Here is a 14,775-nt window from a genome sequence, read left to right on the forward strand (position 1 = left end):
AAATTAAATTGCTTTTTTTAATTTCTTAAAAAAAGCTTCTTCTAAGTTTGAAATATGAACCAATTCATCTGCAAGACTATTATAAACATCCGTTTGATTGCTTCTGTTTTTATATACTCTAGCAGCATTTACAGCAAAATCTCTCCATAAATCACCAATTGTAGTCATTTCTGTAGAAAGCTCTTTTAATGAATCATTCTTTAATATTACAGCTGCTTCTTGCAAAAATGCAGCATAAATAAAACGGAATCCACCACCACCTGTACCAATTTCCTCCTGCATACGAACCATTTGTGCCAAATAATGATTAGCCACTTTCACACCTTTTTTAACTGGCCATTTACGGATGCTTCTTGCAAGAAATCGCATAGCAGCAACACCTACAATAGGCACTGGAGCCAACATATCATTACAAGTATTTTTGATTCCTTTTTTAATTGCAGTTTCCCAATCTAAATCGGTAGGAATATTAACTGGGTAGTACATTTGCCCTTTAGGCGCCAAAGCTCCTTTAGCAAAACGTACTTTTTCCAACTCCTTTTCAGTAAGTGTAGTAACCGTTTCCATAACTGGATCACTAATTAAGAAAGTGTCGTCTTTTTTCCCATAAACTACTAAATTATGGGCGTTAAAATGGAAACGATATTCATCTGGAAAATAGGTAAGATTATACACTCCAACCTGTAATCCTGATGGTATATTATTTTTTAAATTTTCTTCTAATGCTTTTTGAGCCGATTGTGGATTTGAGAATTTAACTCTTTTAACCTTAATCCCTAATCTTTTTGCAGCTTTGTTGAAAATGAATCCAGGCATTGGTCTATAACTAATTGCCGGGGCATGATTGACTTTTAATAATGGTAGGTAAAAAAAGAATAATCCAGAACCAATACCGAAAACCATTGGTTCACTAATATTAATTCCGTGGTATTTTAATAAATTTGAAGCAACTCCGTTTTCACAGTGTGCTGATTGATGATGAACAAAACCCGTCTCCATTATTCTCCTTTATAATTTTTTAGTTCTTCAACTGATATTTCAAAAGCCTCGGCATATTTTGCCAAAATCTTATCGTTTAATTTTTTAAAAACAGAAGGTTTTCCATGACGTTTCACTCTCCATGTCCACATACCTACATAACCTGCAAGTGTCATCCAATCCATTTTACAAACTTCCATGAAATAAACGATTGGGCTTACCAAACCTGATTTTACGTCAGCTTTTGCTTGCTCAATACGCTCATTAATTTCTTGCATAGATTGCTCTAATGCTATTGTTTTAGGTTCCCAACCAGTACTTAATGCTGTAGTATAATTACCATTCTCATCTGTAGCATAGCAAAGCTCTTTCAGGTTTCCTTTTGAAAGATTGCTTTTATCCTGTGGTACCTCTTCCTTTTTCATTTTACTTTTCTTGAATGAATAAATTGATTTCTGTTTCGAACAGAATTTCTTCTTCTACAAAAGTTTTACATTCCATTGTACAAATACAGTAATTATCAGAATCAAAACGTGAACTTAAAGTCGCTTCAGTTCTAATTACTTCTCCAACTTTTGGAAGTTTATGAATAGTAATCTTTTTTATTCCGCTAATAAAACCAATGACTTCAACGTCATCTTTTACATCATTATTTTCATCTAGAAAAAATGTTTGACCCACGATTGCTGAACACGTTTGTGCAGCATTTTCGATAAGTCCTGTTTCAGCAAAATGATTATCTCCAACAAATAAGTTATCGCTTTTTATTTCGAAAATTGTTTTAACATTTTGCTCATTAAGTTCCAAAATCAAATCAACCATAAGCATTGGTGCTCTATGGGGCAAAAAGTTTTGAATCTCTATGGTATTTTCGTAAGTCTGCATCTTAACTTGCTAAAACGGTTTTCATTTGCCCTTTGGCAATTTCTTTATCATTTACACGAGAAACAATATCTACTAAAGTAACTCCCATAAATTCATGAAGTACACTTACTGTTGTGATAACATTTTCTTCTACTTTAGGTAATTCTAAAATTTCAATAGATTTTATAGAACCGATATATCCTGTTGGTGCTGGCTCATTTTTTAAATAAAATTGATAACCTGTAAATAATGCTACAGATTGTGCCATATGCTCTATAACTCCTGATTCTTGAAAAACTCCTTGCTTTTCAAATATATTATCTGTAGAAACTTCTAAACCTGCTACAACTTCATTTTCTGAAAATGATATAAGTTTATCGACCATTACAAATGGAAATTTTTGAGGAATTAAACTTCCTACAAATGTAGCATCCAATATTGGTAACGTTGTATTTTCCATTAGCAAACAGTTAAATAAGCATACGCGTAAGAGAATCTTCCACTTTCAGGAACAGATAATAATATTTTATCTCCTTTTTTAAGTTTTCCTGAATTCATTAATTCTTCAAGCATTAAATAAATTGAAGCAGATCCAACGTTTCCAACGTTCTTCAAGTTCATAAACCATTTTTCCATAGGAACCTCAATTCCTTTTTCGGCAAGGTTTCTATATAATCCCTGTACAAAATAATGAGAAGAAACGTGTGGTAAGAAATAAGTAATATCATCTACAGTGATATTATTTTTATCCATCGCCTCTTTCATACTCAAAGCACCTTTTTCAAGAATATGCTGATCTAATATTTTCACATCTTGCTTGATAGAAAAAACAGATTCTGTAAGCCATTCACTAGCATTATAATCACTCCATGGCTTAATACTTCCGTCTTCTTGCTTATCTCCACCAGCATACATACAAGCTTCTAACTCATGGGCGTATGAAAAAGCTTCCATCCATTCTATTTTTAATGGATTTTCTCCTTTTGGCTTATTTTCAAGTAAAAATGCAGCGGCTCCATCAGACAACATCCAACGTAAAAAATCTTTTTTGAAAGCAATAATTGGTTGCTCTTCTAAATTCTTTAGATTAACAATTTCGTTTTCAAATTTTTCAGCTTTCATCCAAGTCGAAACTCTCTCTGAACCTGTACAAACCGCGTTGTTTGTATTCCCTGACTTGACTGATAGATAACCAAATTTCAAGGCATTCATCCCTGCATTACATACTCCTGATGATGAATTAAGTTCTACCGATTGGTTTTTCATCAATCCATGTACCATTGCAGCGTGTGATGGCAATAGATTATCTGGAGTTGAAGTACCACAAGACAACAACTCTACATCTTTTGCAGTGAACGTATCATCATAAAGCTCTTTAATAGCATTATTTGCAAGTTCTGCATTAGTATGTGTAGGCATTCCATTTTGATCTAAAGCATAGTAACGAGTAACAATTCCATTATTACGTAAAATTATTCTTCTGGCTTTAGATGCCGTATTATTAATTAAACCAAGAAAAGACTCCATTTCATCATTTGAAACAGGCTTATTAGGCAAAAACTTTCCTGATTTTGTTATGTAAACTTCAAACATATTTTAAACTCCTCTATAGTAGGCTTTTTCTTTTTTGATTTTATTGAAAACCAATGGATATTTTAAAAGGTGCAATATATATACAATTGGTGAAATTAACCAGATTGCAACCAATAAATAAACATTAAATCCCTTTAGTAATTTTGGGCGTGAATTTGGTCTTTTAATGATCAAATTAGCCCATTTTTTAAACATTTTGTTTGCCTTTTTGTCCATTTCTATTAAAAACGGCCTTATTTCGACAGCATCCTTTTCTAACAAATTTTCTTGAAGATACTCAAAAGAATCATTTTTTAGGTGATTTAAGATAACTTCACCAAATTTTGATGCTCCATTTATTTCTTCATCTGAAACACCTGCTTTTGGTAAAAAACCAGACTGTTCTTTTTTCCCAGAAAACATCCAATTCACAATCGTTATAACGCTGACATGATTTATGTGTCGGTCAACAAGAGCAATATTTCCTACTAGTTTAGCATTAAGATTTTTCAAAATCCCTTTCATCTTTTCCTGCGCCATAACCCACATATTTCTAGCTCCAATAACTGTTACAACAGGAGTTTCGTTAAAAAGTGTTTTAGCATATTCGCTTTGTAAAAATGAATTTACTGGAATAGATGGTGACAAATACCAGACTTGGTAACCTAAAATTATCAAATCATATTTTTTATTCAAAACCTCATCTGATGGAGGAAGAACTTTTGATGGTATGTGTAAAAAAGATTCTGGAAAAGCATCAAAAAAAGCAGCTTTTTCCCAAGGAAATGGAAAAGGTTTCTCTAGACTAATATCACAAAACGTAAGATTAATATCTGAACTCGATAATAAAGGGGTAGAAAGATTTCTAACAATTTCTTCCAACTGTCCTGATTGCGTGTAATATAGTACTAGAACATTTTTCATTTACTTTTTATTTAAAGAATTCCAAAAATCGAAATAATTAAACCATTGCAATGGATATCTCAAAAGCATTTTTTCTACACTAGAAGTGTATGCCTTCAATAACCCTTTTTCATCCCTATGTTTTGCATCAGACTCACGCGCATATAAATGATAATGCAAGTTTGCCTCTTTCATAACATACACAAATAAAACGGGTACTTTTAAACGTGATGCAATTAGAAATGGCCCTGCTGGGAAATTTGTTTCTTGCCCTAACAACTCTTCTGTTAATGTTTTTGTACCTTCAAAATACCTATCTCCTGTAAAACAAATCAATTCGTTGTTTGCCAAGGCATTGTTGATTTCGAAAATATGAGATAAATCTTCTCTAACAATAATAAATTTTATTGAGGATTTTTTAGTGACACTTTCTAGGTATTCTTTAATCACAGAATGTTCCATGTCTGTTGTCACTAAATTGATTTGAAAATCCAAATCGATTTCTCCAAAAAAATGTTCAGCAATTTCAAAGTTCCCAACATGTGCACTAATTAAAACACCACCCTTTTTCTCAGCTAAAAGTTTCTTAAGTAATTCTACTCCATCAAACTCATAAGTGAATTTATCTCGAAGTCCAGCAGAAATTGCCGTTTTATCAATAATTGTTTGTCCAAAAACAAAGTAACTTTTATAAACCGACCAGATAGATTTTAGGTACGAGTAACCTAATCTTTTATTAAAATAATAAAAGATTGCTCTATTAGAGCGCTTCTCAAATATAAAATAATAAAAAGCTACAAAAATCAAGACAGAATAAGCTGCTTTGATTCCGAGCTTTTTTATACAGTATACAAAAATTTTATATCCGAGGAGCGAACCTTTCGATTTTCCGTCCCACTCACTCATTTGATTTAGCCTTTTGCTATGATTTTATTTTCAATTAAATCATAAAACTTTTGAAATGTATCAACGCCAACAAAATCAGCTTCACCAAGTTTTACTCCAAAATTTGATTCAATAATTACCACCAAGTCAACATAGTCTAAACTATCTAAACCTAATGTATCTTTTAAATTAGCCTCAGGCGAAATTGTATCACCATCCACCTCAAATTCGTCAACCAAAAAACCGTTTACAATTTCGATAATCTCTTCTTTGCTCATTTCTTAAATCACTATACTTTTTTTATTACTAAAGCCGAATTCGTTCCTCCAAATCCGAAAGAATTTGACAAAAATATGTCAATTTTTTTATTTATTGTAGTTGTTGCAATATTTAATTTTTTTGAATCCTCATCTGGATTCTCCAAATTAATGTTTGGGGCTACAAACGAATTTTGCATCATTAAAATCGAATAAATCACTTCACTAGCACCTGCCATCCAACATTCATGGCCAGTCATTGACTTAGTTGAACTCACCGGAGGATTACTTTCGCCAAAAATTTCAAAAATGGCTTTCGCCTCATTTGCATCACCAACTGGTGTTGATGTTGCGTGGGCATTTATGTAATCAATTTGACTGGGTTTTATATTCGCTTGCTCTAAAGCTCTTCTCATAGCAATAGCAGGACCATCAACATTGGGTGTAGAAATATGTCCTCCGTTTGATGAAAATCCATAACCTACAACTTCTGCAATAATTGGAGCGCCTCTTTTTATAGCAGATTCATAACTTTCTAATATTAAAGTTGCACCTCCACCAGAAGGCACTAAACCATTACGCGAAGCATCAAACGGACGAGATGCTTTTGTTGGATTATCTTCATCTGTAGAAAATACACCTAGACCATCAAAGCTTGCCATCGCATATTTGTTTATTTCTTGCGCTCCTCCGCAGATAATCATGTCTTGGAGACCACTTTTAATTAAGTGATATCCCAAACCAACCGAATGTGATCCACTAGCACAAGCTGCACTAATAGTAAGGTTAACACCTTTCAATCTAAAAATAGTTGAAAGATTCATGGTTACTGTAGAATTCATCGATTTGAAAATTGCTCCAGAACCTATAAGTGTAGTATCTTTTTTTTCTCTTATAATATCAGTAGCTTCAATAATAGCTAAAGAAACACTATCATTACCATAAATAATCCCTACTTCATTTTCATCAAAAAATGCATCATCTATATTAGCATTTTTAAGTGCTTCAATAGTTGCCATATAAGCATACTCGGTCTCCTCCCCTACACTAATTCTTTGTCTTCTGTTAAGAAGATTTTTTAGATCAGGTTTTGGAACAGCACCAGTTAAAGCAGACCGGAAACCAAATTGTTTTCTTTCTTCATCATAGATTATTCCTGATTTTCCTTCATACAATGAGTTTTTAACCTCTTCTAATGAAGTTCCTATACAAGAATAAATTCCCATTCCGGTAATTACTACTCTTTTATCCATTTTTTAAATAAGTAATTTTATGAATAAATTCCTCCGTTTATATTAATAACTTCTCCTGTAATATATCCTGCTTTTCTTGAGGCTAAGAAAGCAACTAAATCAGCTACTTCTTCTGCTTCTCCAAAACGATTGGCTGGTATTAATTTCACCAATTCTTTTTCATCTAATTCTCCTGTCATATCAGTTCTGATAAATCCAGGTGCCACAGCATTTACAGTAATATTTCTTTTTGCAACCTCTTGTGCTAATGCCTTAGTTGCAGCTACTACAGCTCCTTTTGCAGCAGAATAGTTTGTTTGTCCAGCTGTTCCTTTTACCCCAGAAACTGATACCATATTAACTATTCGCCCATATTTATTTCTTAATAATTTTTGAATAAAGAAATTAGTCACGTTAAAAAATCCATTTAAACTAGTATTAATAACACTGTTCCAATCTTCCTGAGACATCCACATAAACAACCCATCACGCGTAATTCCGGCATTATTTACAATTACCTCTACTACAGCATCAGGATTTGCTTCTTGCCAAGTTGTTAATGCATTTTTAACCTCATCCGCATCAGCTACATTAAATTTGATAATTTCACCAGTTGCACCCAACTCTTTAACTTTTGCTAAAGTAGCTTCGGCTGCTTCTTGGTTTCCTTGATAATTAATAAGGATGTGATAATTACCCTCCTGAGCTATTTTTTGACAAATGGCACTCCCGATTCCTCTTGAGCCACCTGTAATTAAGGCACATTTCATCTGTTATTTTTTTATTTTTGAAATAATTCTGCTTGTTCAAATTTTTTATTTCCTAACACGCTGCCATCAGTTTTTAGGAAACAATATTTTTTTTCTGATTTTATAGCGACTCTTGCTAATCCGTTAATAAAACCTTTATCATTATTTTTTTTGAATAATCCTGCTAATCCTCCAGCTGAGATTTGATAATTTGCTGGGATAATCATTTTACCTGTTGTATCTATAAAACCCCATTCTTTTTCTTTAACAGGTGCAAATCCATCTTTACTAAAAACTTCAGCATCATCATAGATTGGTTTAACAACATAATTACCTTTCATATCAACGTATCCCCATTTTTTCCCTTCGCATACTGGTGCAAGGTTTTTAACAAATGCTCTAGCTTTATCGAATTTTGGTTGAATAACCCAATTTCCTTTTAAATCTATAAAGCCAACTTTTTCACCTTTTTTAGCATAAGTAAAATCACTAGTCTCAAAATCCCAAATTTTGGTTACACCTTCTATTGCGGTGAATTTATTAGCAACAATCAAGCCAAATATCTCTCCTTTTTTACCCCAAGTAATGCTTTTATAAATATCTCCTAAATCGTCGTACTCGATACTCACAACAACCTTCCCTGTTTTATCTATAACTCCCCATTTGTTATCTTTTTTCACCTGAGCAAATCCATCAGAAAAAGATTTAATAATTTGATACGATGGCTGAACAATAATATCTCCCTTTGTATTTATCAAACCTATTTTTTCATCTTGTTTGATTACAGCTACTCCTTCATCAAAATCATATACTTTATCAGATGGAGGCATCTTTAAAGTTTCACCTTTTTTATTAATATAGAACCATTGTTTATCTTTAGCCACAACACAAATTCCGCTATTAAAATATTTAACATCATCAAAGGTTGGTTTAATGACCCAGTTTCCTTTTATGTCAATAAAACCCCATTTATAATCTTCTTCTGCAGCAGCTAAACCATCTGAAAAATTTTTAGCCACTTTAAATTTAGGTTCTATAGCATACTCTCCAATCTTACTTATATAACCAAACTTACCGTCACTTTTTACAAGAGCTAGCTCTTGTCCTAGAACCGACTGAGCAAAAACAATAAATAAAATAAGAAACTTTTTCATAATTTGTTTAAAATTCTAACTTATTAAACCATCAAATAATCTTTTACTTTTTGAACAAAAGGATACATTATCATATCATCTTTAAATTCAGGTACAATTTTTCTCACCTCATCATACATTGCTTTAGTAGTTGAAGACACCTGTCCTTTAAAACCTAAAGCATCTATGGCTTGAACAACCGTAATTAACTCGATAGCCAAAACTTCAAATGCATTTTCAACTACTTTTCCTGCCATCACAGCCGCATTTGTCCCCATGCTCACTATATCCTGATTGTCATTATTATTAGGAATACTATGAACATACATTGGATTTGACAAAGTCTGACTCTCTGCAGTAGTAGAAACTGCCGTAAACTGAACTCCTTGCATACCAAAGTTAAACCCTAAAGTCCCTAAATTTACAAAAGGAGGTAAAATTTCATTAATTTTAGAATTCAACAAGTAATTCAATTGTCTTTCCGCAAGCATTGTAAGTTTAGTAACAACAATTTTCAATTTATCCATCTCTAATGAAATGTAGTCTCCATGAAAATTACCACCATGATAAACATGCTTATTCTTTACATCTATAATTGGGTTATCATTAGCAGAGTTTATTTCATTCTCCAAAACTTTTGCAACTCCATTTATAGTATCTAAAACTGGCCCTAAAATTTGAGGTACACATCTTAAAGAATAGTATTCTTGAACCTTTTCTTTAAATACATCTTCTGTATTTTCTCCAGAGTACAAATGATCTTCTCTTTTTCTCACTAAAGAACTATCAGTTAAATGACTTCTCATTTTTCTAGCGATCTCTTGTTGTCCAAAATGATGTTTAACACCATTTAACTCCTCAGATAAATGATCATCATAAGCTTGTACCAATTCATTGATAGCACAAGAAATTTTTATTGACCAATCTAATACTTTTTGAGCATTATAAACATTTACAATTCCTATACCAGTCATTACCGATGTTCCGTTCATCAAGGCAAGACCTTCTCGAATCTCTACATTAATAGGTTGTAATCCTTCTATTTCGAAAACTTCTTTAGTAGATCTTCTTTCTCCTTTATAAAAAACTTCACCTTCACCTATTAAAGTAAGTGCTAAATGAGCTAATTGCACTAAGTCACCACTTGCCCCTACTCCACCATGCTCAAAAATCAAAGGAGTTATATCTCTATTGATAAATTCTTTCATCAATACAATAAGAGAGGGATGAACACCAGAATTCCCTAAAGACAATGTATTTAGTCTTGCTAAAATTGCTGACTTAACATATATTGGACTTAAAGGCTTTCCTGTTCCTGACGAATGACTTCTTATTAAATTATATTGCAATTGTAAACGATCCTCATCTTTGATACGATATTGTGCCATTGGTCCAAAGCCTGTATTTACACCGTAAATGACTTTATTCCCAGAAAATTCTTTAAGAAATTCGAAACTATCCGAAACTCTTTCGAGAACGTTATCACTTATTTGTACAGGGTTATTTTTAAACACAATGTCTTCAAACTCCTTTAGACTTAGATACTCGTTAATTGTACTCATCAATTGCTCTTTTTATTTAAGCGAAAATATAATTAATATTCGCTTTCATTTTCAAAATATATGTAGTTAATTTGAACTCGCAAAAGTAATATTTTCTTAAGAAAAAAAAAGAAAAAAATGACAAAGGAAATTGTAGATGTTCTAGTAATTGGAGCAGGGCCATCTGGCTGTGTTTCTGCATCATATTTACACAACAATAATATAAAGGTAAAAGTTGTCGAAAAAACTAAATTTCCACGTTTAGTTGTTGGTGAAAGCTTAATCCCAAGAGTAATGGATCATTTTTATGAAGCAGGTTTGTTTCCTGCTCTTGATGCCATGAATTTTGAAAAAAAATTAGGTGCTCGTTTTATTCGTGGTGAAGAAATTTGTGTTTTTGATTTTAGTGATAAATTTTCTGAAGGTTGGGACTGGACTTGGCAAGTACCAAGAGCAGATTTTGACAACACTTTAGCACAAGAAGTAATTAGAAAAGGAATTGATTTAGAATTTGAAAGCGAAGTACTTGCAGTAGAATTCAACGGAAGCGATTCTATTACAACTGTAAAAGACAAGGATGGCAATTTGAAAGAAATCCATGCTAAGTTCATTATTGACTCTAGTGGATATGGGCGTGTTTTACCTAGATTATTAGATTTAGACACTCCATCAAAATTAGATCCTCACTCTTCAATTTTTACTCACGTAAAAGACATTAATCGTCCAGAAGGTGAAGAAGGAACTTTAATCTCATTTGACATTTTAGAAACTGAAGTTTGGTTATGGGTTATTCCTTTCTCTAATGGCAATACAAGTTTAGGTGTTGTAGGACCAACTGATTTTATCAATTCACTTTCTACCAATAAAGATAACGCTGAAGCTCTAAAGAACGCTATTCAATTATCTGACTATTACATAAAACGTTTTGGAGGTGTAGATTTCTTATTTGAACCAGTAAAGCTTGAAAATTATTCTCGTTCAGTCAAGAAGATGTATGGTGATGGTTTCTCACTAACAGGAAACAGTTCAGAGTTCTTGGATCCAGTATTCTCATCTGGTGTTGCTTTTGCAACAGAGTCAGGAATGCTTTCAGCAAAATTAGTTCATCGTCAGTTACAAGGGGAAAAAATTGATTGGGAAGTAGAGTTTACTCAGTATATGAAAAGCGGTATTGGTGTTTTCACAACGTATGTTAAAGAATGGTACACTGGAAACTTACAAACCTTATTTTTCCACCAACCAGAAAATCCAGAGGTAAAAAGAAAGATTTGTGCAGTATTAGCAGGTTATGTTTGGGATCAAGAAAATCCTTTTGTCAAAAAACATGATAATGTTATTAAAAATATGGCTCACTTAATAAACCTAGAAAAAGAGCAAACAATAAAAAACCCATCATAATGATGGGTTTTTTATTATAATTTAGCAAAAATTACTTAACATCTTTAGCTACAAATTTAGCCACAAACGTTTTTGCAGTTTTAGCAAAACCTTCACCTATTCTTGATTCATTACTAAAATTACTTCCCCATTGATCACCAGGAGCATTTTCACTAAATACTTCTCCAAGAACATTTCCTTTATTTGCAGTTTCTACTAATTTAATACGAGTTGTTACTTTTGCAGGTTGTTTCATCATCGCAACATCCCATCCTGGGTAAACCCAAACAGCTTCAACAATTACAGTATATTTTGCAGAGTTTAAACCTTCTTGAAATGAAATTCCAGTTTTTTCTTTTGTTGATACAGTATTAGCAATTTCTAAAAATTTAGGATTCCAAATTCCATCTTTAGCACCTTCCCATTTCTTTTTCCAAACTTCTCCGTTTCCTTTATTTTTTTCATTAAGCTCTTTTGCTCTATTCTCAACATATTGAGCCTCAGTTAAATTTTCTTTCATAAGTTGCATTTTGCTATAATCAAATACAACATTAACTTCTGTTTGACCTTTCAAAGCTTTGAAATCTCCTTTTTCAACTTTAACTTTTTGAGCAAAAGAAAAAGATGTTACCATTAGTAACGCTAAAACTGCAATTTTCTTCATTTTGTTTTATATTTAGTTTAAGTTATAAAAGTATTATTTTTTTTTCATGAATAATCAGCCTCACTACAAAAAAATAAATCCATAATGTCTATTTTTGCAGTTCACAAACAAGACAATTATGCTAATTATAGGTATCGCTGGTGGAACTGGCTCAGGAAAAACAACAGTTGTTCATCAAATCATGAATGAATTACCAGAAACTGAGGTAGGGATCATTTCTCAAGATCATTATTACAAAGAAACTAATGATTTATCTTTAGACGAACGCACAAAAATTAATTTTGATCACCCTCGTTCAATAGATTTCGAACTTTTAGTTCAACATTTAAAAGAATTAAAAGCAGGCAATGCTATAGATCAACCTTTATATTCATTTGTTAAGCATAATCGCACTGGTGACACCATTCATACACTACCCCGTAAAGTAATGATTGTAGAAGGCATATTGATTTTGACAAACCCTGAACTTCGTGAAATGTTTGACATCAAAGTTTTTGTTCATGCAGATTCTGACGAAAGACTTATTCGTCGCTTAAAACGTGATATCGCAGAACGCGGACGTGATATGGAAGAAGTTTTAAATCGTTACCAAACGACTCTAAAACCTATGCACGAACAATTTATTGAACCTACAAAAGCGTATGCAGACATCATTATACCTAATGACAAATACAATACTGTGGCTATCGATGTAGTTCGTGCCGTAATTAATCAGCGTATTTCATAAATATTTATTATTTTTAGAAGCTATTTCCCGCTATTCGCTATATCTTTTTGCCATGCACTTCGACTCCGCTCAGTGTACAAAAAGGATACCGCTGCTATCGGGGCTAAAGAAAACCAATGACTAATCCAATAGAGAAAATAACATCCCAAAGACCTTGGCTAAAATTTTTAGGCAACAGGTACTTTTTGGTGTCATTATTCTTCATCGTTTGGATGCTTTTTCTTGACAATTATTCTTATTTAGATCATCGTCTATTAAATAAAGAGATTGATGAACTTGAAGACAATAAAACGTATTATCAAGAGGAAATTAAAAAGGATAAAAGTCAAATTAAAAAACTCAAGAATCCTGCTCAAATAGAAAAATACGCCAGAGAAAAATATTATATGAAACGTGAAAACGAAGATATATATATAGTAGAATTTGAAGGCGATACTATTGAGCAAGCCCAATAAATAAAACAATAATTATAAATTTCAACTTTTGAGATTTAGGAATTGGAATTTGGAATTTCAAATTATGGAAAACAACTTATTTAACGATTTCGAAGCCATTTCATCAAAGCAATGGAAACAGCAAATTCAGTACGAACTTAAGGGTGCTGATTATAATGAAACCTTAGTTTGGGAAAGTCCTGAAGGAATTAAGGTTAAGCCTTTTTATCATGCTGACGAAGATGCAAATGCAAACCAAATCCCTCTTAACAAGGAACCTTTTAAAATAGTTCAAAACATATTTGTTTTTGATGTTGATAAATCCATCAAGAAAGCAAAAGATTCTCTTTCAAGAGGAGCAGAAAGTTTGCGATTTACTATCGAAAACGAAGAAGTTGACATTGTAAAGTTGCTTTCTGACATTGAAATCGAGACTATTCCAGTTTACCTTACTATAAAGTTCCTTTCAGAAAGTTTTTTACAAAAAGTAAATACAGTGGCTGCATCAAAAAAAGCCACGATTTACTGTTTAGTTGACCCTATCTATCAATTAGCTAGTGATGGGAACTGGTTCACAGGTCAAGACAATTTTGAAGTTATAAACAATATAATTAGAAGTTGTAAAAATATCAATGTTGTTTCTGTAAACACTACATTATATCAAAATGCTGGCGCAAACATTGTTCAGCAATTAGCCTATGCATTGGCTCATGTAAACGAATATTTTGACAAATATAAAAATATTGAACAACCCATTGTAATTGAAACTGCTGTTGGTACTAACTATTTTTTCGAAATAGCAAAACTTAGAGCGTTACGTTTGTTATTTTCTGCTTTAGCAAAGGAATACAATCACAACTTAGATTGTCACATAATTGCTACTCCAACCAAACGAAATAAAACACTTTACGATTACAATGTAAATATGCTTCGCACTACTACTGAATGTATGAGTGCAATTCTAGGTGGAGCAAATGCGATATCCAATCTGGCTTATGATGCAATTTATCATAAGGATAATGAGTTTGGTGATCGAATTTCTAGAAATCAATTATTGGTTTTAAAACATGAAAGCTATTTCGATAAAGTAGAAAATCCTTCTGACGGAGCCTATTATATAGAAAATCTAACTTCACAATTGGCAAACAAAGCACTTATCTTATTTAAAGATATCGAAGCTAACGGAGGTTTATTACATCAGTTAAAAGAAGGAACTATTCAAAAGAAAATACAAGAAAGCGCTCAAAAAGAACAAGAATTATTTGATTCTGGTAAAGAAATTCTATTGGGAACAAACAAGTATCCCAATAAAAATGACCGTATGAGTCATGACTTAGAACTTTTCCCTTTTGTTAAGATAAAGCCACGAAAAACTTTGATAACACCAATCATTGAAAAACGCTTGGCCGAAAAAATGGAACAGGAACGTTTAGAAACCGAAAAACAACCATAAAACCAA

The 14,775-nt window shown here is 32.4% G+C and carries 17 protein-coding genes; 4 read left to right on the forward strand and 13 right to left on the reverse strand.

What is annotated here, in order from left to right:
• Positions 1 to 3: 3 nt before the first annotated feature.
• The 12 genes from LJY17_RS07720 to LJY17_RS07775 are packed head-to-tail and all read right to left on the reverse strand — an operon-like array spanning position 4 to position 10,135.
• Positions 4 to 999: a BtrH N-terminal domain-containing protein gene (locus LJY17_RS07720; protein ID WP_264543264.1), complete on the reverse strand. Its 996-nt coding sequence runs from the start codon at positions 997 to 999 to the stop codon at positions 4 to 6.
• Positions 999 to 1,403 carry a hypothetical protein gene (locus LJY17_RS07725; protein WP_264543265.1) on the reverse strand — a complete coding sequence of 135 codons (405 nt, stop codon included), beginning with the start codon at positions 1,401 to 1,403 and terminating at the stop codon, positions 999 to 1,001. The genes LJY17_RS07720 and LJY17_RS07725 overlap by 1 nt, the downstream gene beginning before the upstream one ends.
• Before the next feature lies 1 nt (position 1,404).
• A complete protein-coding gene (locus LJY17_RS07730; RefSeq protein ID WP_264543266.1) occupies positions 1,405 to 1,863 on the reverse strand; it encodes an ABC transporter permease in 459 nt (152 codons plus the stop codon).
• A 1-nt stretch (position 1,864) separates the two neighbouring features.
• Positions 1,865 to 2,302, reverse strand: a complete 438-nt coding sequence (locus LJY17_RS07735) for a hypothetical protein (protein ID WP_264543267.1) — start codon at positions 2,300 to 2,302, stop codon at positions 1,865 to 1,867.
• The gene (locus tag LJY17_RS07740; RefSeq protein ID WP_264543268.1) at positions 2,302 to 3,435 is read right to left on the reverse strand and encodes a beta-ketoacyl-ACP synthase III; all 1,134 of its coding nucleotides are present in this window, start codon (positions 3,433 to 3,435) and stop codon (positions 2,302 to 2,304) included. Before LJY17_RS07740 ends, LJY17_RS07735 begins: the two co-directional genes overlap by 1 nt.
• Before the next feature lie 3 nt (positions 3,436 to 3,438).
• A complete protein-coding gene (locus tag LJY17_RS07745; protein WP_264543269.1) occupies positions 3,439 to 4,338 on the reverse strand; it encodes a dialkylrecorsinol condensing enzyme DarA in 900 nt (299 codons plus the stop codon).
• On the reverse strand, positions 4,339 to 5,223 hold the full coding sequence (locus LJY17_RS07750; protein WP_264543270.1) for a lipid A biosynthesis acyltransferase: 885 nt from the start codon (positions 5,221 to 5,223) through the stop codon (positions 4,339 to 4,341).
• A 5-nt stretch (positions 5,224 to 5,228) separates the two neighbouring features.
• Positions 5,229 to 5,480 (reverse strand): acyl carrier protein, encoded by a 252-nt coding sequence (locus LJY17_RS07755; RefSeq protein ID WP_264543271.1) that lies wholly within the window; start codon positions 5,478 to 5,480, stop codon positions 5,229 to 5,231.
• A gap of 11 nt (positions 5,481 to 5,491) precedes the next feature.
• Positions 5,492 to 6,712, reverse strand: coding sequence for a beta-ketoacyl-[acyl-carrier-protein] synthase family protein (locus LJY17_RS07760; protein WP_264543272.1), 1,221 nt, complete (start codon positions 6,710 to 6,712; stop codon positions 5,492 to 5,494).
• 17 nt (positions 6,713 to 6,729) lie between these two features.
• Positions 6,730 to 7,461: a 3-oxoacyl-ACP reductase FabG gene (fabG, locus tag LJY17_RS07765; RefSeq protein ID WP_264543273.1), complete on the reverse strand. Its 732-nt coding sequence runs from the start codon at positions 7,459 to 7,461 to the stop codon at positions 6,730 to 6,732.
• A gap of 11 nt (positions 7,462 to 7,472) precedes the next feature.
• On the reverse strand, positions 7,473 to 8,594 hold the full coding sequence (locus LJY17_RS07770; protein ID WP_264543274.1) for a WG repeat-containing protein: 1,122 nt from the start codon (positions 8,592 to 8,594) through the stop codon (positions 7,473 to 7,475).
• Between the two features lie 23 nt (positions 8,595 to 8,617).
• A complete protein-coding gene (locus LJY17_RS07775) occupies positions 8,618 to 10,135 on the reverse strand; it encodes an HAL/PAL/TAL family ammonia-lyase (protein WP_264543275.1) in 1,518 nt (505 codons plus the stop codon).
• A gap of 117 nt (positions 10,136 to 10,252) precedes the next feature.
• On the opposite strand from LJY17_RS07775, the gene LJY17_RS07780 reads away from it, so the two are divergent.
• The gene (locus tag LJY17_RS07780; RefSeq protein WP_264543276.1) at positions 10,253 to 11,512 is read left to right on the forward strand and encodes an NAD(P)/FAD-dependent oxidoreductase; all 1,260 of its coding nucleotides are present in this window, start codon (positions 10,253 to 10,255) and stop codon (positions 11,510 to 11,512) included.
• Between the two features lie 31 nt (positions 11,513 to 11,543).
• Here the strand turns inward: LJY17_RS07780 and LJY17_RS07785 are convergent, their stop codons facing one another.
• A complete protein-coding gene (locus LJY17_RS07785; protein WP_264543277.1) occupies positions 11,544 to 12,155 on the reverse strand; it encodes a hypothetical protein in 612 nt (203 codons plus the stop codon).
• 118 nt (positions 12,156 to 12,273) lie between these two features.
• Here LJY17_RS07785 and udk point away from each other — a divergent pair, with 118 nt between their 5' ends.
• The 3 genes from udk to LJY17_RS07800 all read left to right on the forward strand — a co-directional run bounded on the left by udk (position 12,274) and on the right by LJY17_RS07800 (position 14,769).
• Positions 12,274 to 12,882 (forward strand): uridine kinase, encoded by a 609-nt coding sequence (gene udk, locus LJY17_RS07790; protein ID WP_264543278.1) that lies wholly within the window; start codon positions 12,274 to 12,276, stop codon positions 12,880 to 12,882.
• A gap of 116 nt (positions 12,883 to 12,998) precedes the next feature.
• Entirely contained in the window at positions 12,999 to 13,337 is a 339-nt protein-coding gene (locus LJY17_RS07795; protein WP_264543279.1) for an FtsB family cell division protein, read from the forward strand.
• A 64-nt stretch (positions 13,338 to 13,401) separates the two neighbouring features.
• Positions 13,402 to 14,769, forward strand: a complete 1,368-nt coding sequence (locus tag LJY17_RS07800) for a methylmalonyl-CoA mutase subunit beta (RefSeq protein ID WP_264543280.1) — start codon at positions 13,402 to 13,404, stop codon at positions 14,767 to 14,769.
• Positions 14,770 to 14,775: the final 6 nt, after the last annotated feature.

This window comes from Flavobacterium hankyongi, assembly GCF_036840915.1.
GTDB lineage: Bacteria > Bacteroidota > Bacteroidia > Flavobacteriales > Flavobacteriaceae > Flavobacterium > Flavobacterium hankyongi.

What these genes read in the sequence shown, in the direction of transcription:
- LJY17_RS07720 (WP_264543264.1), bottom strand. Translation starts at nt 999, where the DNA reads ATGGAGACGGGTTTTGTTCATCATCAATCAGCACACTGTGAAAACGGA.
- LJY17_RS07725 (WP_264543265.1), bottom strand. Translation starts at nt 1,403, where the DNA reads ATGAAAAAGGAAGAGGTACCACAGGATAAAAGCAATCTTTCAAAAGGA.
- LJY17_RS07730 (WP_264543266.1), bottom strand. Translation starts at nt 1,863, where the DNA reads ATGCAGACTTACGAAAATACCATAGAGATTCAAAACTTTTTGCCCCAT.
- LJY17_RS07735 (WP_264543267.1), bottom strand. Translation starts at nt 2,302, where the DNA reads ATGGAAAATACAACGTTACCAATATTGGATGCTACATTTGTAGGAAGT.
- LJY17_RS07740 (WP_264543268.1), bottom strand. Translation starts at nt 3,435, where the DNA reads ATGTTTGAAGTTTACATAACAAAATCAGGAAAGTTTTTGCCTAATAAG.
- LJY17_RS07745 (WP_264543269.1), bottom strand. Translation starts at nt 4,338, where the DNA reads ATGAAAAATGTTCTAGTACTATATTACACGCAATCAGGACAGTTGGAA.
- LJY17_RS07750 (WP_264543270.1), bottom strand. Translation starts at nt 5,223, where the DNA reads ATGAGTGAGTGGGACGGAAAATCGAAAGGTTCGCTCCTCGGATATAAA.
- LJY17_RS07755 (WP_264543271.1), bottom strand. Translation starts at nt 5,480, where the DNA reads ATGAGCAAAGAAGAGATTATCGAAATTGTAAACGGTTTTTTGGTTGAC.
- LJY17_RS07760 (WP_264543272.1), bottom strand. Translation starts at nt 6,712, where the DNA reads ATGGATAAAAGAGTAGTAATTACCGGAATGGGAATTTATTCTTGTATA.
- fabG (WP_264543273.1), bottom strand. Translation starts at nt 7,461, where the DNA reads ATGAAATGTGCCTTAATTACAGGTGGCTCAAGAGGAATCGGGAGTGCC.
- LJY17_RS07770 (WP_264543274.1), bottom strand. Translation starts at nt 8,594, where the DNA reads ATGAAAAAGTTTCTTATTTTATTTATTGTTTTTGCTCAGTCGGTTCTA.
- LJY17_RS07775 (WP_264543275.1), bottom strand. Translation starts at nt 10,135, where the DNA reads ATGAGTACAATTAACGAGTATCTAAGTCTAAAGGAGTTTGAAGACATT.
- LJY17_RS07780 (WP_264543276.1), top strand. Translation starts at nt 10,253, where the DNA reads ATGACAAAGGAAATTGTAGATGTTCTAGTAATTGGAGCAGGGCCATCT.
- LJY17_RS07785 (WP_264543277.1), bottom strand. Translation starts at nt 12,155, where the DNA reads ATGAAGAAAATTGCAGTTTTAGCGTTACTAATGGTAACATCTTTTTCT.
- udk (WP_264543278.1), top strand. Translation starts at nt 12,274, where the DNA reads ATGCTAATTATAGGTATCGCTGGTGGAACTGGCTCAGGAAAAACAACA.
- LJY17_RS07795 (WP_264543279.1), top strand. Translation starts at nt 12,999, where the DNA reads ATGACTAATCCAATAGAGAAAATAACATCCCAAAGACCTTGGCTAAAA.
- LJY17_RS07800 (WP_264543280.1), top strand. Translation starts at nt 13,402, where the DNA reads ATGGAAAACAACTTATTTAACGATTTCGAAGCCATTTCATCAAAGCAA.